Annotated in this window: 23 protein-coding genes; 16 read left to right on the plus strand and 7 right to left on the minus strand. The window is 68.0% G+C overall.

Annotated elements, in window-relative coordinates; genetic code table 11:
* Positions 1–27 precede the first annotated feature (27 nt).
* From DID96_RS39080 to DID96_RS26810, 6 genes are all read left to right on the plus strand, one after another.
* Entirely contained in the window at positions 28–162 is a 135-nt protein-coding gene (locus DID96_RS39080; protein WP_260464016.1) for a hypothetical protein, read from the plus strand.
* A 303-nt stretch (positions 163–465) separates the two neighbouring features.
* Positions 466–780, plus strand: coding sequence for a Dabb family protein (locus DID96_RS26790; protein WP_124602263.1), 315 nt, complete (start codon positions 466–468; stop codon positions 778–780).
* Positions 777–1,256, plus strand: a complete 480-nt coding sequence (locus tag DID96_RS26795; RefSeq protein ID WP_124602264.1) for a PaaI family thioesterase — start codon at positions 777–779, stop codon at positions 1,254–1,256. The genes DID96_RS26790 and DID96_RS26795 overlap by 4 nt, the downstream gene beginning before the upstream one ends.
* A 54-nt stretch (positions 1,257–1,310) precedes the next feature.
* Positions 1,311–2,309: an NADP-dependent oxidoreductase gene (locus tag DID96_RS26800; protein ID WP_124602265.1), complete on the plus strand. Its 999-nt coding sequence runs from the start codon at positions 1,311–1,313 to the stop codon at positions 2,307–2,309.
* Positions 2,310–2,373: 64 nt separating this feature from the next.
* Positions 2,374–3,333, plus strand: a complete 960-nt coding sequence (locus DID96_RS26805; RefSeq protein ID WP_124602266.1) for an alpha/beta hydrolase — start codon at positions 2,374–2,376, stop codon at positions 3,331–3,333.
* A gap of 36 nt (positions 3,334–3,369) precedes the next feature.
* A complete protein-coding gene (locus DID96_RS26810) occupies positions 3,370–3,810 on the plus strand; it encodes a GNAT family N-acetyltransferase (RefSeq protein WP_124602267.1) in 441 nt (146 codons plus the stop codon).
* 25 nt (positions 3,811–3,835) lie between these two features.
* On the opposite strand, the gene DID96_RS26815 is transcribed toward DID96_RS26810, so the two are convergent.
* Positions 3,836–4,681: an NRDE family protein gene (locus DID96_RS26815; protein ID WP_124602268.1), complete on the minus strand. Its 846-nt coding sequence runs from the start codon at positions 4,679–4,681 to the stop codon at positions 3,836–3,838.
* A 76-nt stretch (positions 4,682–4,757) separates the two neighbouring features.
* Complete coding sequence (locus DID96_RS26820; protein ID WP_124602269.1) at positions 4,758–5,795, minus strand: folate-binding protein YgfZ; 1,038 nt, start codon at positions 5,793–5,795, stop codon at positions 4,758–4,760.
* A 482-nt stretch (positions 5,796–6,277) separates the two neighbouring features.
* Here DID96_RS26820 and mltG point away from each other — a divergent pair, with 482 nt between their 5' ends.
* From mltG to DID96_RS26865, 9 genes are all read left to right on the plus strand, one after another.
* Positions 6,278–7,297, plus strand: a complete 1,020-nt coding sequence (gene mltG / locus DID96_RS26825) for an endolytic transglycosylase MltG (protein WP_124602295.1) — start codon at positions 6,278–6,280, stop codon at positions 7,295–7,297.
* Entirely contained in the window at positions 7,298–7,918 is a 621-nt protein-coding gene (gene tmk / locus DID96_RS26830; protein WP_124602270.1) for a dTMP kinase, read from the plus strand.
* Positions 7,919–7,950: 32 nt separating this feature from the next.
* On the plus strand, positions 7,951–8,979 hold the full coding sequence (locus DID96_RS26835; protein ID WP_124602271.1) for a DNA polymerase III subunit delta': 1,029 nt from the start codon (positions 7,951–7,953) through the stop codon (positions 8,977–8,979).
* A gap of 69 nt (positions 8,980–9,048) precedes the next feature.
* A complete protein-coding gene (locus DID96_RS26840; RefSeq protein WP_124602272.1) occupies positions 9,049–9,828 on the plus strand; it encodes a TatD family hydrolase in 780 nt (259 codons plus the stop codon).
* A gap of 48 nt (positions 9,829–9,876) precedes the next feature.
* Complete coding sequence (locus DID96_RS26845; protein WP_124602273.1) at positions 9,877–10,596, plus strand: ankyrin repeat domain-containing protein; 720 nt, start codon at positions 9,877–9,879, stop codon at positions 10,594–10,596.
* A 115-nt stretch (positions 10,597–10,711) separates the two neighbouring features.
* Positions 10,712–11,068 carry a Rap1a/Tai family immunity protein gene (locus DID96_RS26850; RefSeq protein WP_124602274.1) on the plus strand — a complete coding sequence of 119 codons (357 nt, stop codon included), beginning with the start codon at positions 10,712–10,714 and terminating at the stop codon, positions 11,066–11,068.
* A 98-nt stretch (positions 11,069–11,166) separates the two neighbouring features.
* Positions 11,167–12,339 (plus strand): mechanosensitive ion channel family protein, encoded by a 1,173-nt coding sequence (locus DID96_RS26855; protein WP_124602275.1) that lies wholly within the window; start codon positions 11,167–11,169, stop codon positions 12,337–12,339.
* 13 nt (positions 12,340–12,352) lie between these two features.
* Positions 12,353–13,531: an AAA family ATPase gene (locus DID96_RS26860; RefSeq protein ID WP_124602276.1), complete on the plus strand. Its 1,179-nt coding sequence runs from the start codon at positions 12,353–12,355 to the stop codon at positions 13,529–13,531.
* A 209-nt stretch (positions 13,532–13,740) separates the two neighbouring features.
* On the plus strand, positions 13,741–14,805 hold the full coding sequence (locus DID96_RS26865; protein WP_124602277.1) for a glycosyltransferase family 4 protein: 1,065 nt from the start codon (positions 13,741–13,743) through the stop codon (positions 14,803–14,805).
* A 135-nt stretch (positions 14,806–14,940) separates the two neighbouring features.
* Here DID96_RS26865 and DID96_RS26870 read toward each other — a convergent pair whose 3' ends face one another.
* From DID96_RS26870 to DID96_RS26880, 3 genes are all read right to left on the minus strand, one after another.
* The gene (locus DID96_RS26870) at positions 14,941–15,528 is read right to left on the minus strand and encodes a YSC84-related protein (protein ID WP_124602278.1); all 588 of its coding nucleotides are present in this window, start codon (positions 15,526–15,528) and stop codon (positions 14,941–14,943) included.
* 228 nt (positions 15,529–15,756) lie between these two features.
* A complete protein-coding gene (locus DID96_RS26875) occupies positions 15,757–16,197 on the minus strand; it encodes a hypothetical protein (protein WP_185732366.1) in 441 nt (146 codons plus the stop codon).
* 269 nt (positions 16,198–16,466) lie between these two features.
* On the minus strand, positions 16,467–16,763 hold the full coding sequence (locus tag DID96_RS26880; RefSeq protein WP_124602279.1) for a PsiF family protein: 297 nt from the start codon (positions 16,761–16,763) through the stop codon (positions 16,467–16,469).
* A gap of 268 nt (positions 16,764–17,031) precedes the next feature.
* Between DID96_RS26880 and DID96_RS26885 the strand changes: the two genes are divergently transcribed.
* A complete protein-coding gene (locus DID96_RS26885) occupies positions 17,032–18,060 on the plus strand; it encodes an asparaginase (RefSeq protein ID WP_124602280.1) in 1,029 nt (342 codons plus the stop codon).
* Between the two features lie 103 nt (positions 18,061–18,163).
* Here the strand turns inward: DID96_RS26885 and lysM are convergent, their stop codons facing one another.
* Positions 18,164–18,634, minus strand: coding sequence for a peptidoglycan-binding protein LysM (lysM, locus tag DID96_RS26890; protein WP_124602281.1), 471 nt, complete (start codon positions 18,632–18,634; stop codon positions 18,164–18,166).
* A 513-nt stretch (positions 18,635–19,147) separates the two neighbouring features.
* Positions 19,148–20,089 carry a 2-hydroxy-3-oxopropionate reductase gene (locus DID96_RS26900; RefSeq protein WP_409333817.1) on the minus strand — a complete coding sequence of 314 codons (942 nt, stop codon included), beginning with the start codon at positions 20,087–20,089 and terminating at the stop codon, positions 19,148–19,150.
* Positions 20,090–20,095 lie beyond the last annotated feature (6 nt).

Raw genomic sequence — 20,095 nt, forward strand, 5'->3', positions numbered from 1 at the left:
ACGTCGATTCCAGTGGGCATCTGATGGATGGCTGATCGCATCGTCATTCGCGGCTCCGGCAAGCAGTGGAGCGCGATCGGGTTGCCGTTTCTCGCGGTCGTCCTCGGCTTCGGTGACCGGCTTGTGCCGGATTGCCAGCACGTGCAACGCGACGGCAATTGAACGCCGAAGACGGGTGACGCCCAGTCGAGCTTCGCGATACAGCCCATCGGAACCGGCAAGTTTGGTAGGCTTGGCGCCTGCCACCCCGTGCACGCGCTCGACGCCGGATGCGGCGTCGTGAAAAGGAGGGTATCGTCGCTCGACATGCGGCGCGATACCCGCTTCGATACTCGCCTTTGCTTCAGCCGGGCGTCAAGGTCGACGAGAGCGGACGAACGCTGGCGAATGCACGACTGCAGGGAAAATCCCTGCCGGCAACGTTTCCGGCCAAAATGGCGAACCATCACGAAAGGAGCAAACGAAGTGATCAGACATATTGTCATGTGGAAGCTGAAGGAATCGACGGAAGGCGCCACGCGCGCGCAGAACGCGCTGAAGCTGAAGGAGAAGCTCGACGCCTGCCGCGACATCGTGCCGGGCATCCTGCATCTCGACGTGGGCGTCGCGACGCCGGGCCTCGAAGCCACCTACGACGTCGTGCTGGTATCCGACTTCGCCGACAAGGCCGCGCTCGACGCATACCAGGTGCACCCCGTCCACGAGGAAGTGAAGAAGTTCGTCGCGACCGTGCGCGAAGAGCGCCAGTGCATCGACTATCTGGTCGACGACGCACGATGAGCGACGCAGCACAACAGGCCGAAGGCCCGTCGATCGAGAGCCCGTTCGTCGACATGCTCGGCGTGCAGCTCGTGTCCGCGAAGGACGGCAAGAGCGAGATCGTGCTGCCGCTCGACGAGCGCCACATGAACACGTGGAGCATCGCGCACGGCGGCGTGACGATGACGCTCGCGGACGTCGCGCTCGCGATGGCCGCACGCAGCCTGACCGACGACGGCGTCGGCGTCGTCACGGTCGAGATGAAGGTGAACTTCATGCAGCCGGGCCGCGGCGAGCTGCGCGCCTACGGGCGCGTGATGCACCGTTCGACGACGATGGCGTACTGCGAAGGCGAGGTGCGTGACAGCGACGGCCATTTCGTCGCGAAGGCGCTCGGCACGTTCAAGTACATGCGGCGGCTCGCGGTGGGCCGCGACATCAAGCGGCAACGCACCCGCACCGCGCCGGACGCGCATCCCGGCCCGAGCGACGTGTAAGTTCGCGATACGCGGCTCTGCCTGTGCGGCAGGGCCGTTTGACAGGAGACAGCGATGGGCATCGTCAATCGTCAGATCCTGCTCGTGTCGCGCCCGCAGGGCGCGGCGAGCACCGACAACTTCCGGCTCGTCGAGACGCCGCTCGCGCCGCTTGCGGACGGCGAAGTGCGCGTGCGCAATCATTTCCTGTCGCTCGATCCGTACATGCGCGGCCGCATGAACGATGCGAAGTCGTATGCGCCGCCGCAGCCGCTGAACGAAGTGATGATCGGCGGCACCGCGGGCGAAGTGATCGAGTCGCGCCATCCGGGGTTCGCGGTCGGCGAGCACGTGGTCGGCCAGTTCGGCTGGCAGGAGTACGGCACGTCGAACGGGCACGGGCTGAGCAAGGTCGACACGTCGCGCGTGCCGCTCCCGGCGTGGCTCGGCGTGACGGGGATGCCGGGCGTCACCGCTTGGGTCGGGCTGAACCGGATCATCGCGCCGAAGGCGGGCGAGACCGTCGTCGTCAGTGCGGCGAGCGGCGCGGTCGGCAGCGTGGTCGGCCAGCTCGCGAAGCGCGCGGGGTGCCGCGCGGTCGGCATTGCGGGCGGACCCGACAAGTGCCGCTACGTCGTCGACACGCTCGGCTTCGACGCGTGCATCGACTACAAGGCGGGGCGGCTCGCCGACGACCTCGCGGCCGCGACGCCCGACGGTGTCGACGGCTGCTTCGAGAATGTCGGCGGCGCGGTGCTCGACGCGACGATGGCGCGGATGAACGCATTCGGCCGCATCGCGGTGTGCGGGATGATTGCCGCTTACGACGGCACGAGCGCGCCGCTGTCGAACCCGGCGCTGATCCTGCGCTCGCGGCTGACGCTTCAGGGTTTCATCGTGTTCGAGCATCCGGACGCGTGGGCGCCCGCGCTCGCGGAGCTGACCGAGCTCGTCGCGACGAAGCAGCTGCACTACCGCGAATCGATCGCGTACGGGCTCGAGCGTGCGCCCGAAGCGTTCGTCGGGATGCTGAAGGGCCACAACTTCGGCAAGCAGCTCGTGCAGCTCGTCTGACGCGGGCATGGCATCATGTGATGCTTGTCCGTGAGCGGCGCCGTGCGGGCGCCCGTTTTTTCCGATGCCGCTGAATCCGAAGATCGCCCAGATACTCGACATGGTCGAGCGCGCGAAACGTCCGTCCTACCACCACCAGACGCCACAGCAGGCGCGCGCCGCCTACGAGAAGAGCGCGCCGATCCTCGACGTGCCGCCCGCGCCGATGCATTCGGTCGAGGATTGCGTCGTGCCGACGCGCGACGGCCGCTCGATCGGCGCGCGCCTGTATCTGCCGATCGAGCCGAGCCTGGCCGAGCCGCTGCCGGCGCTCGTCTACTATCACGGCGGCGGCTTCACGGTCGGCAGCGTCGACACGCACGACGCGCTGTGCCGGATGTTCGCGCGCGACGCGCAATGCGCGGTGTTGTCGGTCGACTACCGGCTCGCGCCCGAGCACAAGTTTCCGACCGCCGTGAACGATGCCGACGACGCGCTGCGCTGGCTGCACCGCGAGGCGCATGCGTTCGGCGTCGACGCGGCGCGGCTCGCGGTTGGCGGCGATAGCGCGGGCGGTACGCTCGCGACCGTCTGCGCGGTGCTCGCGCGCGACGCGGGCCTCCGCGTCGCGCTCCAGTTGCTGATCTACCCGGGCGCGACCGGCCACCAGCAGACCGAATCGCACGCGCGGCTCGCGAACGGCTTCCTGTTGTCGCAGGACACGATTCAGTGGTTCTTCTCGCAATACCTGCGCGAACCCGCGGATCGCGACGACTGGCGTTTTGCGCCGCTCGACGGCACGCGCGGCGCGCCGTCGTTCGCGGGTGTCGCGCCGGTGTGGATCGCGACCGCCGAGTACGATCCGCTGAGCGACGAAGGCGTCGCATATGCGGACAAGCTGCGCGCGGCGGGCGTTCCGGTCACGCTGACCTGCTACCCGGGAATGATCCACGAGTTCTTCAAGATGGGCGGCTACGTTCCTGAAGTGCGGGCCGCGCATGCGGATGCGGTCGCGGCGCTGCGGGCGGCATTCGACGATATCTGACGGTTGGCGGCGGCACGGCTGCCGCGCGGAGGGCGCATGGCGGACTGCGTGGTGGAAACGGGTGACTGGGCGACGCTGGGCGGCGACGCCGCGCGCATTCGTGACGCGGTGTTCGTGCGCGAGCAGCGCATTCCGGCAGAAATGGAACTGGACGACGACGATCCGCTGTCGCGCCACGCGGTCGCGTACCGGATCGATCGCGCAACCGGCACGCGCCGCGCGGTGGCAACCGGGCGACTGCTGCCGACGGGCACGATCGGCCGCGTCGCGGTGCTCGCCGACGTGCGCGGGCAGGGCGCCGGGTCGGCCGTGCTGCAGGCGCTGCTCGACGAGGCACGGCGGCGCGGCGATCCGCTCGTACGGCTCTATGCACAGGAACCGGCCGTGCCGTTCTACCTGCGGCACGGTTTCGCGGCGGTCGGAGAGCGCTTCGTCGAAGCCGGCATCCCGCACGTCGAGATGACGCGCGCGCCCTGAGCGGACGACGCGGCCAGCACCCGCGTCAGCGGGCATGCGTCGCGTCGATGTCGAACGTGAACGTGCGCTCGAAAGCGCCGGGACGGACGATGCGGTGCGAGCCGTCGTCGTCGCAGCGTTCCTTGATGTCGACCGTCAGTCGCACGCCTTCCTTCATCGTGACCCGCAGCGCGGTCGTGCCGCGCGTGCCGTATTCGGGCGTTTCGATGAACGCGGCGGACAGCGCGCGTTCGCGTTCGAGCGGGATGCCCGTGTGCGGCAGCACGTCGTCTTCGGCGATGTGCGGGTCGCGCATCAGCGCGATCAGGTCGTCGAGCGGCGGCGCCGGGTCGTCGGTCAGCAGTGTGCCGAGTTCGGCGCGCTTGCGCACCACTTTCGGCCAGGGCGTGTCGAGCCGCGCGTTCGACAGCGCGTGCACGCCGGCCGGGATCAGCGCGGGTGCGGCGACGCCGCTCTCGCCCTCGGCCGCGCGGTTGCAGAACCACGCGAGTTCGCGCCGCTTCCAGTCGCCGACGAGCAGGTTGAAGCCGTTGTACATCGCCGCGTGCTCGGCGAGCCGAGCGAGGTAGTCGAGCGGCGCGACCCGCTGCCCGCCGAGGTAATCGGACACGAGCTTGCCGCGGGTCGGCGCACCCGCACGGATGTCGAACGGCGCGCGGTAGTTCGTGAGCGCCGCGAAGCGGCCGTCGCGCGAGACGCCGAGCCACGTGCCGCCGGCTTCGAGGTCGCGGCCGGCCAGCACGCCCGGCACTTCCTCCCACCAGGAGAGCGGCGCGCTCGTGCGGCGGAAAAACTCGTCGCGGTTGGCGATCAGGGTAAAGACGGGACCGGCGGCGGCATCGGGCTGCCAGTCGAAGGCAATCAGACACATCGGGCGAATCTCTCGCAGGAAACTTCAGGCGCCGGCTGCAATGCGCAGGCCGGCGCGCGAACGAATGGATGGCCGGTCACACTTCCGTCGGCCACGCGTAGGGCAGCGGCACGAACGCGAGCGTCGGGCCGTCGGCCGCGCCGAGATGCACGCTGCCGCTGTCGAGCGCGGTGAGCTTGATCTCGACGAGCGCGTCGACGCCGCCTGCCGGTGCGGCCGCCGCATTGACGATCATCCCGCACGGCTGGCCCGGGTCGTCGCTGTGGAACAGTTCGATGCCCGCGCGTGCCGTGTCGGTGTCGCCCGCGACATGCGCGAGCGCGGTGCGGCGTTTGATCGTGCCGCGATAGTGGCTGCGCGCGACGATTTCCTGGCCCGGATAGCAGCCCTTGCGGAAGTTCACCGCGCCGACCACGTCGAAGTTCACCATCTGCGGCACGAACTGCTCGACGGCCGGCTGCGTGATGCGCGCCTCGCCCGCGCGGATGTCGAGCCAGTCCCACATGGCCGGCGACACGGCGGGCAGCTTGCCTTCGAGCGCGGCGATGCGCGCATCGACGTCGGCGCGCGTGCCGATCCACAGGTAGCGCCGCTTGCCGGCCGCGTCTGGCACGCGGATCAGCGTGCCGGCGGGGCCGTCGACCTTCACGTGCACGCCGTCCGGCAGCGCGTCGAAGATACCCGACAGTGCGCCGCGTACGTCACCCGCGAAGCCGACCACGGCGAGCGCGTCGCTCGCGTCCGACAGCTTCGCCTTCGCGCGCAGCACGAACATCGACAGCCGCTTCTGCGCAGCGGCCTGCACGTCCTTCGACACGAGGAGCCGCACGCCGTGACCTGCGCGCCACGTGAGGAACGACGCGAGCAGGCGCCCCTTCGGCGAACAGTAGCCGGCGAGCCTTGCGCTCGCGGGGTCGAGGTGCTCGATGTCGTTGGTGAGCTGGCTGTGCAGGAACGTCGCGGCGTCGTCGCCGGCCACGTCGATCACGCCGAACTGCGGGAGCGGCATGTACGCGCCCGGCGCGGCGAAATCGGCGGCAGACGGGCGGGGGAATACTGGGAGCGAGGCGGGGGCGGCGGCCTGCGGGGCCGTTGAAGCGAACGGTGTGCTCATGGAACGAGGAAACTGTCGATTTGAGTGCGGCGTGCGCGAACAGGCGTGGCATGGATCCTGACGAGACGCGGATCCATGCTCATGTCAGGCGCTGACCGGATTCTGCAATGCCTCGGCGTCGCTGGAGCGTCATGCTCCGGTAGCGCCAAGGCCGGTCACGCCATTCTAGTCGCTCGCGCCCAATCCCGCAGACCTTCCGGCTGCCCCCACGACGCGCATGGCTTTACGGGGCGCCAGCGAACCCGCAGCCGCATTCGCGGCATACGATGCGGGCGCCAAGCCCCGGGTGATGCGATCCGAAATTGAATCGATGGCCGACGATGGCGCCGAGACGCTGTGACCAAAGCATGCCCACACCGATACAATGTAGGGCTCGACATCCGCGAAAGTCCACCAGCGTGGCCAGGCCCCAACGCCGATCGGTGCGAGGCTTTTCGTTAAAAATCAGTGCGTTACTGCTTTAAAGTCAACTGCCTATTGTGCTGTCCCTATTGAAGAAATCCGCCGCGACGTTCGCGGCGGTGGCCATCGTCGCGGCCGCTGCCAGCGCGGGCGGCGCGTATTACTGGGCGACCCGGCCGCTGCTGCTCGGCGCGGCGTCGCTCGACGTCACGATCAAGCCCCGCAGCAGCGTGAAGAGCGTCGCCCAGCAGCTGAAGCGCGGCGGCGTGCCGGTCGAGCCGTTCGCCTTCGTCGTCATGACGCGCGTGCTCGGGCTGTCGAGCCAGCTCAAGTCCGGCAACTACGAATTCAAGACCGGCATCACGCCGTACGACGTGTTGCAGAAGATCGCGCGCGGCGACGTCAACGAATACGTCGCGACCGTGATCGAGGGCTGGACCTTCAAGCGGATGCGTGCGGAGCTCGACGCGAATCCGGCTCTCGCGCATTCGACGGCCGGGATGAGCGATGCCGACCTGCTGCGCGCGATCGGCGCGCCCGACAGTGCGGTGCAGCGCGGCAGCGGCGAGGGCCTGTTCTTTCCCGACACCTATCTGTTCGACAAGGGCACGAGCGACCTGAACATCTACCGGCGCGCGTATCGCCTGATGCAGACGCGGCTCGACGAGGCATGGGCCGCGCGCGCGCCGGGTCTCCCCTACAAGACGCCTTACGAAGCACTGACGATCGCGTCGATCGTCGAGAAGGAAACCGGACACGCGGCCGACCGTGCGTTCGTCGCGGCGGTGTTCGCGAACCGGCTGCGCATCGGCATGCCGCTGCAGACCGATCCGTCGGTGATCTACGGGCTCGGCGACGCGTACGACGGCCATCTGCGCAAGCGCGATCTGCAGGCGGACACTCCCTACAATACGTACACCCGGCGCGGTCTGCCGCCGACGCCGATCGCATTGCCGGGCACGGCGGCGCTGCAGGCGGCGATCAATCCGGCGGCCACAGGCGCGCTGTACTTCGTCGCGAAGGGCGACGGCACGAGCGTCTTTTCCGACACGCTCGGCGATCACAACAAGGCCGTGGACAAATACATACGAGGTCAATAGATGGCGCGCGGTAAATTCATCACGTTCGAGGGCATCGACGGGGCGGGGAAGACCACCCACCTGAACTGGTTCTGCGAACGGCTCCAGGACAAGCTGGCCGGGGCCGGCAGGCAGGTCGTCGTCACGCGCGAGCCGGGCGGCACGCAGCTCGGCGAGAAGCTGCGCGAGATCCTGCTGAACCAGCCGATGGACCTCGAGACCGAGGCGCTGCTGATGTTCGCGGCACGCCGCGAGCACCTCGCGCTCGTGATCGAGCCCGCGCTCGCGCGCGGCGACTGGGTCGTGTCCGACCGCTTCACCGATGCGACGTTCGCGTACCAGGGCGGCGGCCGCGGGCTGCCGCGCGACAAGCTCGAGACGCTCGAGCGCTGGGTGCAGGGTGGCTTCCAGCCGGACCTGACCGTGCTGTTCGACGTCGCGCCGCAGGTCGCGAGCGAACGGCGCGGCGCCGCGCGGATGCCCGACAAGTTCGAGAGCGAATCCGACGCGTTCTTCGCGCGCACCCGCGGCGAATACCTGCGGCGCGCGGAAGAGGCGCCGCACCGTTTCGCGATCGTCGATGCGACGCAGTCGATCCCCGAGATCCGCAAGCAGCTCGAAGGCGTGCTCGCCGCGCTGTAATGCGTCGCTGTAACGCTCAACAGAGGAAGCAGATGATCTATCCGTGGCAAACCGACGACTGGAACCGCCTGCAGCAGCTGCGTGCGCAATGGCCGCACGCGCTGCTGCTGCACGGCCAGGCCGGAATCGGCAAGCTGCGTTTCGCGCAGCATCTCGCGCAGGGCTTCCTGTGCGAAACGCCGCAGGCGAACGGCGAGCCGTGCGGCACCTGCCCGGCCTGCAACTGGTTCGAGCAGGGCAACCATCCGGACTACCGGATCGTGCTGCCGGAAGCGCTCGCCGGCGAAGCGCCGGGCGCGGCGGACGACGCGAAGCCCGCGGACGCGGACGACGGCGGCAAGAAGACCCGCGCGCCGAGCAAGGAAATCAAGATCGAGCAGGTGCGCGCGCTGCTGGATTTCTGCGGCGTCGGCTCGCACCGCGGCGGCGCGCGCGTCGTCGTGCTGTATCCGGCCGAGGCGCTGAACGTCGCCGCATCGAACGCGCTGCTGAAGACGCTCGAGGAGCCGCCGGCGGGTGTCGTGTTCCTGCTCGTGTCGGCACGCATCGACCGGCTGCTGCCGACCATCATCAGCCGCTGCCGGCAGTGGCCGATGACGGTGCCGGCGCCGGACGCGGCCGCCGCGTGGCTCGCCGCGCAAGGCATTGCCGACGCGCCGGCGCTGCTCGCCGAGGCGGGCGGCGCGCCGCTCGCGGCACTGGCGCTCGCGAGCGACGAGAACCGTCCGCTGCGCGATTTCACGCTCGGCCAGCTCGCGGCCGGCGCGGGGTGCGACCCGTTCGCATGCGGCGAGACGCTGCAGAAGCTGCCGGTGCCGCTCGTGCTCGGCTGGCTGCAGCGCTGGCTGTACGATCTGCTTGCGCAGCGGATGGCGGGCGCGCCGCGCTACTTTCCGGCGCATGCATCCGCATTGGCGCGCTGTGCGAATGCGCTCGACGCGAATGCGTTCGCGCGCTTCATGAAGGCCGTGACGCGCCAGCGGATGGTCGAGAATCATCCGCTCAACGCGCGGCTGGTATTCGAGGAGCTGTTTCTCGGATATCGCGACATGTTCGCGTGAGCCAGGATTGCCTTCAATTGATTGATATTCGACGGGGGCGCCCCACGTAACCCGTCATCAGGAAACGCGATGTTCGTCGATTCTCACTGCCACATCAATTTCAAGGGTCTCGCGGACCGCCTGCCGGCGGTGCTCGAGAACATGCGCGAGCATGACGTCACGCACGCGCTGTGCGTATCCGTCGATTTCGAGACGCTGCCCGACGTGCTCGCGATCGCCGACGCGCACGACAACGTCTATGCGTCGGTCGGCGTCCATCCCGACCACGAGGACGCGCGGGAGCCGACGCTCGCCGAGCTCGTCGAGCTGGCCGCGCACCCGAAGGTCGTCGCGATCGGCGAGACGGGCCTCGACTACTACCGGCTCGAAGGCCGCTCGATCGCCGACATGGAATGGCAGCGCGAGCGGTTCCGCACGCATATCCGCGCCGCGCACGCGACGGCCAAGCCGCTGATCATCCATACGCGCGCGTCGTCGGAAGACACGCTGCGGATCATGGCCGAGGAGCGCGCCGAAGTGCCGGGCGGCGTGATGCACTGCTTCACCGAGACGTGGGCCGTCGCCGAGCAGGCGCTCGCGCAGAACTTCCACATCTCGCTGTCGGGGATCGTCACGTTCAAGAACGCGACCGACGTGCAGGACGTCGCGCGGCGCGTGCCGCTCGACCGGCTGCTGATCGAGACCGACTCGCCGTACCTCGCGCCGGTGCCGTATCGCGGCAAGCCGAATGAACCTGCGTACGTCAGCCATGTCGGACGCTTTATCGCGTCCGAGCGCGGGATCGCCGTCGAGGCGCTCGCCGACGCGACCACCCAGAACTTTTTCCGGCTGTTCAAGATCGCCCGCTGACGGCGGCACGATGCAGCCGACGACAACCCAGGGAAGGAGCTCACAACAATGACGAAGCCGATCAAACATCTGCCGAAACGCGCGCAGGCGGCTGCGCTCATCGCCGCCGCGCTCGTCGCGGGCGGCCTGTTCGCGTCTGCCGGCGCGCACGCGGAATCGCTCGATGCGATCGTCAAGGCGGTCAAGTTCGACGACATCGCCGATATCGGCAAGCAGCTGAAGAACGGCCTCGATCCGAACACGCTCGCGCCGAACGGCGATCCGCTCCTCGTGATCGCCGCGCGCGAGAAGTCCGACAAGGTGGCGGCCGCGCTCGCCGCGGCGCCGAACGTCGATCTCGAGAAGGAAGACAAGGCCGGCGAGAACGCGCTGATGCTCGCGTCGCTGAACGGCGACGTCGGCCTCGTGAAGCTGCTGATCGACAAGGGCGCGGAAGTCAGCAAGAAGGGCTGGGCGCCGCTGCACTACGCGGCGACCAACGGCCAGGACGCGGTCGTCAAGGTGCTGCTCGATCACGACGCGTACATCGACACCGCGTCGCCGAACGGCACGACCCCGCTGATGATGGCGGCGCGCGGCAACCATGCGACGACGGTCAACCTGCTGCTCGACCAGGGCGCGGATCCTCAGGTGAAGAACCAGCTCGGCATCACCGCGCTCGAGTTCGCGAAGCACTACAAGGCGCCGGACGCGACGGAGATCCTGAGCAAGCGCACCGTACGCGTCGGCGCATCGTCGCCGGCGGATGCGCAAAAGAGTGCAAAATGAGGTTTTTCGGTGCGGCCGGCATAGGCGTGGCCAACTTGGGCGCGGCCGGCATCCCGGCGCCGCCGCGCCGATCATCGCAGCGTGCGGCTCCGGCCGTATAGACAAAAGGAACACCATGTTGCGGGCTATGTTTTGTGCCGCGGCGCTTGCCGTGCCGCTGACGGCGGCGGCGTTCACGGGCGCGGATCTCGACCGGCTGTGCGCGAAGACGGACGTCAAGTCGCGGGCGTCGTGCGCGGCCTACATCGAAGGCGCTGCCGACGGCGTCTACAACACCATCGACGCGATCGGCGGCACGACCGGGCCGCGCGTCGGCCAGTATTTCTGCCTGCCGCCCGACATCAAGGCGCAACAGATGACCGACGCGGTGCGCAAGTACATCGCGGAGAATCCGAAGCTGGCCGACTACAACGCAAGTACCGCGGTGTCGCTCGGCCTCGGCAAGGCGTTTCCCTGCAAGGGCGGCAACTGACCTCGCGCCGTGTCCGGGCGGGTGCCGCGCCCGGACCTTGCTGACGTATCCCGGACGACGCGTGCGCGTCGCCCTGAACCGAAAAGCAGCTCAGGCCGATGATTTCAATCGAGGAACTGCAGCGCATCGCCGATGCGCCATTGCATTCGTGGCTTGGCACGCTGACCGTGTCGGCCGTCGTGTTGCTCGTCGGCGCGGCCATGCACCGGATCGGCGCACGCATCGTCAAGCGCATCGCGCGCCCGTATCCGATGATGAGCGTCGTGCTGCGCTACATCGACAAGCCGTCGCTCGTCACGCTCGCGCTGCTCGTGCTCGAATTCCTGTGGGTGCAGGCCGACGACGGCATGTCGTTCGTGCGCGGGATGCGTACCGCGGCGGCCGTCGGCACGATCGTCGCGCTGACCTGGCTGCTCGTGCGGCTCGCGGCGGCGGTCGGCGAGGCGATCATCCAGGCGCATCCGGTCGATACCGCGGACAACCTGCTGGCGCGTAGCATCCATACGCAGGCGCGCGTGCTGTCGCGCACCGTGATGATCCTGATCGTGATCATCGGCACCGGCGCCGCGCTGATGACGTTCCCGAACGTGCGCCAGGTCGGCGCGAGCCTGCTCGCGTCGGCCGGGGTCGCGGGCCTCGTCGCCGGTATCGCTGCGCGCCCGGTGCTCGGCAACCTGATCGCCGGCCTGCAGATCGCATTGACGCAGCCGATCCGGCTCGACGACGTGGTCGTGATCCAGGGCGAGTGGGGGCGCATCGAGGAGATCACCAGCACCTACGTGTCGGTGCGTCTGTGGGATCAGCGGCGGCTCGTCGTGCCGCTGCAGTGGATCATCGAGAACCCGTTCGCGAACTGGACGCGCAACAGCGCCGAGATCATCGGCACGGTGTTCCTGTCCGTCGACTACCGGACGCCGCTCGCGCCGCTGCGCGAGGAGCTTGCGCGGCTTGTGCAGCGCGCGCCCGAATGGGACGGCCGCGTGCAGGTGCTGCAGGTGACCGATGCGACCGAGCGCACGATGCAGTTGCGGGCGCTCGTCAGCGCGGCGGATTCGTCGCTGTGCTTCGACCTGCGCTGCCGCGTGCGCGAAGGGTTGATCGCGTATATTCAGACGAACTATCCGCAATGCCTGCCGCGCAGCCGCACCGAATTGTTCCCGCATCCGTCGGCACCGGACGCGCCGCACGCCGGGCGTTCGCACGCGCATGTGCGTGCCGCCAGCACGGCAGCCAACACCGCAGCCGATCCGACGGCCACCGACGGACGCTGACCCGAACCGATTCATGACGGCTCTCCACACACTCGCCATCGCCAACTACCGCTCGCTGCGCGAGCTGATCGTGCCGCTCGCGGCACTGAATGTCGTCACCGGGCCGAACGGCAGCGGCAAGTCGAGTGTGTACCGCGCGCTGCGGCTGCTCGCCGATACCGCGCAGGGCCGCGTGATCCCGTCGCTTGCGCGCGAGGGCGGCCTGCCGTCGACGCTGTGGGCGGGCCCCGAGCGGTTCTCGCGATCGATGCTGTCCGGCGACACGGCCGTCACCGGCACGGTGCGCACGGGGCCCGTGAGCCTGAGGCTCGGTTTCGCGTGCGACGATTTCGGTTATGCGATCGACCTCGGTCTGCCGGTGAAGAACGACGCGTCGATGTTCAGGCTCGATCCGGTCGTCAAGCGCGAATGCATCTGGGGTGGGCCGCTGCTGCGGCCGTCGACGCTGCTGGTCGACCGGCAGGGCGCGCAGATCCGCGCGCGCACCGGGTCGGGCGACTGGCAGACGGTTCCACAGCCGGTCGCGAGCTTCGACAGCATGATGACGGAGTTCGCCGATCCGCGCGGTGCGCCGGAAATGATCGCGGTGCGCGAGCGGATCCGGTCGTGGCGCTTCTACGATCATTTCCGCACCGATGCGCAGGCGAGCGCGCGGCAATCGCACATCGGCACGCATACCCCGGTGCTCGCGGACGACGGCGCCGACCTTGCCGCCGCGCTGCAGACGATCCGCGAGATCGGCGACGGCACGGCGCTCGACGCGGCGATCGACGATGCGTTCCCCGGCGCGTCGGTCGAGATCGACAATCCGGGAGGCCGTGGCCGCTTCGACGTGCTGATGCGCCAGCCGGGGCTGCTGCGGCCGCTTGCGGCCGCCGAGCTGTCGGACGGCACGCTGCGCTACCTGCTGCTCGCGGCAGCGCTCCTGACGCCGCGGCCGCCGGCGCTGATGGTGCTGAACGAACCGGAAACGAGCCTGCACCCGGACCTGCTGCCCGCACTCGGCCGCCTGATCGCGCAGGTGGCGCGGCATTCGCAGGTGATCGTCGTGTCGCACGCGGCGCGGCTGATCGCGACGCTCGAGCGCGAGGCCGGCTGCGAATCGCTCGTGCTCGACAAGCAACTCGGCGCGACCGGGCTCGTCGACGCCGACACGCGCGACCTGCCGCCGTGGAAATGGCCGGCGCGCTGACACGCAGGCGGGACGCACTGCGCGCGTGGCCGGACCCTGCGACCGGACTTCGCGACCGAACTCCGAGGCCGGGCCCCGTAACCGGGCCCCGGAATGTATCCGGCCTGTAACAACGCCCATAAAATGCAAGACGACCGGTGCCGCGCTGCCGGATCGCTAATAATGAGATATTCGGCCGGCACCGTTCCGGCCCCATGGAGACGTGGAACATGAGAATTGCCCAGATCGCCCCGCTGACCGAGTCGGTGCCGCCGAAGCTATACGGCGGCACGGAGCGCGTCGTGTCGTACCTCACCGAGGCGCTCGTCGACCTCGGGCATGACGTGACGTTGTTCGCGAGCGGCGATTCGACCACGCGCGCGAAGCTCGAGCCCGTGTGGCCGCGCGCGCTGCGGCTCGACTCGTCGATCCGCGACCGGATCGCGCCGCACATGCTGCTGATGGAAACGGTCGCACGCCGCGCGAAGGATTTCGACGTGCTCCATTTCCACATGGACTACTACTCGTTCTCGATCTTCAATCGCCAGGAGGTGCCGTACGTGACGACGCTGCACGGCCGGCTCGACCTGCCCGAGCAGCAGCCGGTGTTCGACACGTTCAACACGGCACCGGTGATCTCGATCTCGAACGCGCAGCGCCAGCCGCTGCCGCAGGCGAAATGGCTGACGACCGTCTATCACGGGCTGCCCGAAGCGCTGTATACGCCGCAGCCCGTCGAGCCGCGCTACCTCGCGTTCCTCGGCCGCATCTCGCCGGAAAAGCGGGTCGACACGGCGATCCGCATCGCGCGGCAATGCGGACTGCCGATCAAGGTCGCCGCAAAGATCGACGCGGCCGACCAGGAGTATTTCGAGCGCGAGATCAAGCCGCTGTTCGCGCTGCCGCATGTCGAATACATCGGCGAGATCGCCGATCACCAGAAGGCGGAATTCCTGTCGGGCGCGCATGCGCTGCTGTTCCCGATCGACTGGCCGGAGCCGTTCGGCCTCGTGATGATCGAGGCGATGGCGTGCGGCACGCCGGTGATCGCGTTCAATCGCGGCTCGGTGTCGGAGGTGCTGGACGAGGGCGTGTCGGGTTTCATCGTCGAGGACGAGATCAGCGCGGTCGCGGCCGTGAACCGGCTGCACCTGGTGCCGCGTGCGCGCGTGCGGCAGCGCTTCGAGGAGCGCTTCACGTCGCACCGGATGGCGCAGCAGTATGTCGACGTCTACCAGTCGGTGATCCGTGCGCAAAAGCGTTCGCGCTTCAAGGTCATCGATTCGACGAGCTGAGCGTCTGAAACGAGTCTGAAGCGAGCCTGAAACGAGCCTGAAAAATTTCGCGCCGGCGAAAAAAAACGGCGATGTCCGTGAGGACATCGCCGTTTGCACATGCATGCTGCCCGCGCAGCGCGCGGGCAGCGGGCGTCAGATCTTCAGTTTCGTGACCTTCGTGCCGTTGATCGACACGTCGCCCATCAGGCCGGCGTTCGTCAGTACGAAGACCTGGACCGGTGCGGTGGCCGTGGTCGTGTCGACCGCGCCGTTCGCGCCCATCTTCACGAGCGCGACCGATGCGCCGGCGCCGGCAGCCCAGCCTTCCGAGCCACGGAATTCGTCGAGCGATTCCTGCGTCATGAACAGGAACACGATCGCCTTCGATTGCGCGCCGGCCTGCAGGCCGACCGACAGCGACGACGTGTTGTAGTAGCCGACCGTCGAGCCGCCGACGCGCAGCGCGCCGTTGCCGGTCTGGCCGCCGACGATGAAGCCGGCCTGGATCACTTCCGGGAACACCAGCACGCCGCGCGACTTCGAGACGAGCTCACGCGAACCCCTGACCGTCGAATACAGGCGCGACAGCGTCGCATCGACGCTCGAGTCGATCGCCTGGCGCTTCGACGCATTGGTCGCAGCGTTGTCGGGTTTGTCGGGCGTCGTGGTGCAGCCGGTGAGCGCAAGGCTGCCGACGATCAGCGCAGCGGCGGCTTTCAGCACGAGATTCCGTTTTTGCATCGTTCTTCTCCATCAGATGACGTTCGGAGTGAGTCTCGCTCACGGAGCGGACCACGTCGGCAGTTATATCACAGCGGATTACAACGGCTTTTTATGCGGAGATAAAAGAGCGTCAAATCGGATGGCCGTGTCGCGGCAGGCCAACGGACGCGCCGGCGGCGCCCGGGCGCCGATGCGGCGTCGGGACAGCAGGCAGCAGGATACGGGGCGGCGGCCGGCGCGAACGTGTCAATGTGTTACCGGCGGCTTGATGGGCGGTCGCCGCAGCGCGCGGCGGATCAGCGCAATGACGACGCCGCACGCGAACAGGAAGGCGGCCGGCACGACCCAGTAGCCGACGAACGCATGCCACAGGTAGCTCGCGAGCGTGTTGCGGCGCACCACGTATTCGTCGCGCGCGGCCTGCTGGCGCGGCGCGTTGCCGGCCAGCACGTCGGCCGGGCAGCCGGCCGCGCGGGCGTCGTCAGGGTCGCCATGGCAGCGCGCAGCGGCGCCGGCGGCGCGCTGCGCATCGGTGAGTTCCCACGTGGTCAGCGCGAGCTGCAGATCCGCCTTGTTGTAGGCCATCTCCTCGCGGATCTCGCGCACGGCGACGATCGCGACGGGCACGGCCCAGAACACGATCACGATCAGCCAGCGGCGGAACCAGCGGTGTTGTCTCCATGCCATCCATGCCTCCGTTTGACGCGGTGCGTGCGTCCGTGTCGAGGGCGGCCCGATGGCGCTTCTTTTGCTTGGATGGGCCGCGTTGCAGCCATCATAGAAGAAAACGCGGCGAATTGCCGCACCGTATGACGGGTATCCGTGGCACGCATGTGTCCGGAGCCGGAGGAGGGGGCAGCAACGGGCGGCAAGCCGCAGCGGATGCGCGGGCAACGAAAACAAAAATGCCGCGCCCGTCGGAACGGTGCGCGGCATCGATGCGGGAGCGTCGGAAATCAGGCAGCCGGCTGGTTGCTCAGGCAGCTCTTCATGAATGCCTTGCGCTCGTCGCCCTTCTTGCCGGCGGCGTCCTTGTTGCAGGCCTTCATCTTGTCCTGTTGCGTCATCGGCTTTGCCGCTGCCGGCTTGGCCGACAGGCAGTCCTTCATGAACGCCTTGCGTTCGTCGCCCGACTTGCCGGCTGCCTGCGCGTTACAGGCCTTCATCTTGTCCTGCTGGCTGTTCGCCGCGAACACGGGGGAAGCGAGCATGCCGCCGACGAGCAGTGCAGCTACGAGCGATTGGATTTTCATTTGACACTCCCATGGGGTGAATTGCGTTTTATCGACGCCGTCACGAAGCAGGGCATCTAGCGGGGACGCATCGCGCCGCGCGCTCCGATCATGGCAAATCAATGTGAAAACACCGAAACAGCATTCCTATAACGTGGCGGACGTGGCGCGCGTTGACGGCGGGCGCGGCCAGGCGATCGGGACAAACCATGAGAGCCGTGCGCGTGACGCGGGGCGCGTTGCGTCGGGGGCTATCGGCTGCGGATCGCGAGCCATTACAATCGCGCCCATGAATACTCCGAATCAGGCTTCCCCTTCGTCGCTGGCGTTGCCGCGCATCGCCGTGCTCGCCACCGGCGGCACCATCGCCGGGGCCGCGCCCGACGCGGCCAGCACGGCCGGCTATCAGGCCGGCGCGCTCGGCGTGAATTTCCTGCTCGACGCGGTGCCGGCACTCGCGTCGGTCGCACATATCCACGCCGAGCAGATCGCCAGCATCGACAGCAAGGATCTCGCGCTGCCGCTGTGGAACACGCTCGCCGCACGGATCGCCGCGCTCATGGCCGACGATGCCGTCGACGGCATCGTGATCACGCATGGCACCGACACGCTCGAGGAAACCGCCTACGCGCTGCACCTGACCGTGCAGGGCGACAAGCCAGTCGTGCTGACCGCGGCGATGCGTCCGGCGACCGCGCTGTCGTCCGATGGGCCGCTCAACCTGCTCAACGCGGTGACGGTCGCCGCGAATCCGGCTGCGCGCGGGCAGGGCGTGCTGGTCGCGTTCAACAACCGGATCCACGGTGCGCGCGACGTCGTGAAGACGAGCACGTACGCGGTCGATGCGTTCCATTCGCCGGAACTCGGCGCGCTCGGCTGGGTGCAGGACGGCCGCGTCGAGTTCGCGCGTCGCATCACGCGTGCGCGCGATACGCAGTTGGCAATCGACACGTTCGGCAGCGCATGGCCGCCGGTCGAGGTCGTCGCGAGCTATGCGGGCGTCACGCGCACGGCGGTCGATGCGCTCGTCGCGGCCGGTGTGCGCGGGCTCGTCGTCGCGGGCACCGGCAACGGTTCGATCCACGCGACGCTGCAGGCGGCGCTCGCCGATGCGGTGAAGCAGGGTGTCGTCGTGGTTCGCGCGTCGCGGGTCGGCTCGGGGCACGTGATGAAGAACGGCGCCGCGAACGACGACGCGCTCGGCTTCGTGAGCGCGGGTTCGCTGAATCCGTACAAGGCACGCGTGCTGCTGATGCTCGCGCTTGCCAACGGAATTCACGCGCGCGGCGACGTACAGCGTTTGTTCGACACGTACTGATCTACCGCCGTTGAACGCAAAACGCCCGATGCGGTGCATCGGGCGTTTCAATGACAAATCCGTGTCAACCTGTTCGAGGGCTCGGCAGGTCTTGCCGGATTGATCAGGACTGCGGCGGAATCACGAGCTTCTGGCCCGGGTAGATCCGGTCCGGGCTCGACAGCATCGGCTTGTTCGCTTCGAAGATCGCGGTGTTCTTCGTGCCGTCGCCATAGTACTGCTCGGCGATCTTCCACAGGTTGTCGCCGGACACGACGTCGTGGTACTGGACTTCCGGATCGTCCGGCTGGAGGTCGTCGTCGTTGACGCCCGCGACGCCCTGCACGTTGCCGGCCGCCACCTTGACCTTGGCCTTCGTGTCGAGGTCGGCAACGCTGCCCGACAGCGTGACGGTGCGCGACGCGCCGTCGAACGCGACCGTCAGGTTCGACGTATCGAGACCCTGCGCGTTGATGTAGTTCTTGATCGCATCGGCCGCGGTCTGGTTCGCGGCATTCGGGTCGGCTGCCGCCTGCTCGTCGGCATGACCCAGCAATTTTTCGCCCGCCTCTTTGATAAACGAAAGAAGACCCATCGTTGCACTCCTTAGGTGGTTGAAAAGAAAACGCGCCGTGAAGTGGCGAAAAAAACACCGCGCTGGGCGCGTTTCGCCAGGGGCGTACGCAAGCGCGGCGGATTTCTCGAAAGGCGTGGCGAAAGTGTAGGCGTTCACGGCGTCAATTGCATGAACAATTGCGCGTGTGAACGTAAAGAAGTGTAAGACGCGAAATCCGACAGACGGACACCCGACGACGACGTCTGACCGACCAAGGCTTCCCCGGCGTCGCCGGGTGCCGCTGCGGACCCCACCACGCCGCTCTCAGCCCAGAGCGGCGCTTTTCGCCCCGCCGCGCCCATCTGAGTGGCGCGGCGGGGCGCCCCACCGTGATGCGCGAAGCCTTCGCGCGTCGATGCGATCCGTCGCTGCGGAGCGCATCGTCGATTCGTGCCGCCCGCGCAGGCGGCCGGCCGGTCGTGCGTTTGTGTGCGCCTTCGTACGCTTTGGTACGACTACGGACGCTGCGTACGCTACGTACGCTACGTACGATTACGCAGCGTTCGTATCGGCCTGCGGTTTTGCAATCTCGAAGTTCGACATGATCTCGAGCGCACGCACGAGCGCCGAGTGATCCCAAGCCTTGCCGCCGTGCGACGCGCATACGCTGAACAGCTGCTGTGCGCTCGCGGTGTGCGGCAGCGCGAGGCCGAGCTTGCGCGCGCCGTCGAGCGCGAGGTTCAGATCCTTCTGGTGCAGCTCGATGCGGAAGCCCGGATCGAACGTGCGCTTCGTCATCCGCGCGCCGTGCACTTCGAGAATGCGCGACGCCGCGAAGCCGCCCATCAGCGCCTGGCGCACGCGCTCCGGATCCGCGCCCGAGCGTGCGGCGAACAGCAGCGCTTCGCCGACGGCCTCGATGTTCAGCGCAACGATGATCTGGTTCGCGACCTTGCAGGTCTGGCCGGCGCCGCTGTCGCCGACGAGCGTGATGTTCCTGCCCATCGCCTCGAACAGCGGCTTCGCGCGCTCGAACGCGTTCTGCGGGCCGCCGACCATGATCGTCAGCGTCGCTTCGCGCGCGCCGACTTCGCCACCGGACACCGGTGCGTCGAGGTAGTCGCAGCCGAGCGCGTTGATCTGTTTCGCGAATTCCTGCGTGTCGAGCGGCGAGATCGAGCTCATGTCGATCACGAGCTTGCCGGCCGTGAGGCCCTTCGCGACGCCGTCGTCGGCGAACAGCACGTTACGCACGTCCGGCGTGTCCGGCACCATCGAGATGATGATGTCGGCGTGCTTCGCGACCTCGGTCGAATTGGCGACGACCCTGGTCTTCTCGCGCAGGTCGTCCGGCACCGGATACGCGCCGTTCACGACCAGCTGATGGTCGCCCTTGAGCAGGTTGCGCGCCATGTGCGCGCCCATGATGCCGAGGCCGATGAAGCCGATGGTTGCCATGTAGTGTCTCCTTGATGGGGTGGGCGAAAACGGAATGGGCGA

Source organism: Burkholderia sp. Bp8963 (genome assembly GCF_003854275.1).
GTDB lineage: Bacteria > Pseudomonadota > Gammaproteobacteria > Burkholderiales > Burkholderiaceae > Burkholderia.

Coding starts and splice junctions, on each gene's coding strand:
- DID96_RS26795 (WP_124602264.1), top strand. CDS start 777: ATGAGCGACGCAGCACAACAGGCCGAAGGCCCGTCGATCGAGAGCCCG.
- DID96_RS26865 (WP_124602277.1), top strand. CDS start 13,741: ATGAGAATTGCCCAGATCGCCCCGCTGACCGAGTCGGTGCCGCCGAAG.
- DID96_RS26855 (WP_124602275.1), top strand. CDS start 11,167: ATGATTTCAATCGAGGAACTGCAGCGCATCGCCGATGCGCCATTGCAT.
- DID96_RS26810 (WP_124602267.1), top strand. CDS start 3,370: ATGGCGGACTGCGTGGTGGAAACGGGTGACTGGGCGACGCTGGGCGGC.
- DID96_RS26885 (WP_124602280.1), top strand. CDS start 17,032: ATGAATACTCCGAATCAGGCTTCCCCTTCGTCGCTGGCGTTGCCGCGC.
- DID96_RS26815 (WP_124602268.1), bottom strand. CDS start 4,681: ATGTGTCTGATTGCCTTCGACTGGCAGCCCGATGCCGCCGCCGGTCCC.
- lysM (WP_124602281.1), bottom strand. CDS start 18,634: ATGGGTCTTCTTTCGTTTATCAAAGAGGCGGGCGAAAAATTGCTGGGT.
- DID96_RS26860 (WP_124602276.1), top strand. CDS start 12,353: ATGACGGCTCTCCACACACTCGCCATCGCCAACTACCGCTCGCTGCGC.
- DID96_RS26800 (WP_124602265.1), top strand. CDS start 1,311: ATGGGCATCGTCAATCGTCAGATCCTGCTCGTGTCGCGCCCGCAGGGC.
- DID96_RS26820 (WP_124602269.1), bottom strand. CDS start 5,795: ATGAGCACACCGTTCGCTTCAACGGCCCCGCAGGCCGCCGCCCCCGCC.
- DID96_RS26840 (WP_124602272.1), top strand. CDS start 9,049: ATGTTCGTCGATTCTCACTGCCACATCAATTTCAAGGGTCTCGCGGAC.
- DID96_RS26845 (WP_124602273.1), top strand. CDS start 9,877: ATGACGAAGCCGATCAAACATCTGCCGAAACGCGCGCAGGCGGCTGCG.
- DID96_RS26870 (WP_124602278.1), bottom strand. CDS start 15,528: ATGCAAAAACGGAATCTCGTGCTGAAAGCCGCCGCTGCGCTGATCGTC.
- tmk (WP_124602270.1), top strand. CDS start 7,298: ATGGCGCGCGGTAAATTCATCACGTTCGAGGGCATCGACGGGGCGGGG.
- DID96_RS26875 (WP_185732366.1), bottom strand. CDS start 16,197: ATGGCATGGAGACAACACCGCTGGTTCCGCCGCTGGCTGATCGTGATC.
- DID96_RS39080 (WP_260464016.1), top strand. CDS start 28: ATGGCTGATCGCATCGTCATTCGCGGCTCCGGCAAGCAGTGGAGCGCG.
- DID96_RS26850 (WP_124602274.1), top strand. CDS start 10,712: ATGTTGCGGGCTATGTTTTGTGCCGCGGCGCTTGCCGTGCCGCTGACG.
- DID96_RS26805 (WP_124602266.1), top strand. CDS start 2,374: ATGCCGCTGAATCCGAAGATCGCCCAGATACTCGACATGGTCGAGCGC.
- DID96_RS26835 (WP_124602271.1), top strand. CDS start 7,951: ATGATCTATCCGTGGCAAACCGACGACTGGAACCGCCTGCAGCAGCTG.
- DID96_RS26880 (WP_124602279.1), bottom strand. CDS start 16,763: ATGAAAATCCAATCGCTCGTAGCTGCACTGCTCGTCGGCGGCATGCTC.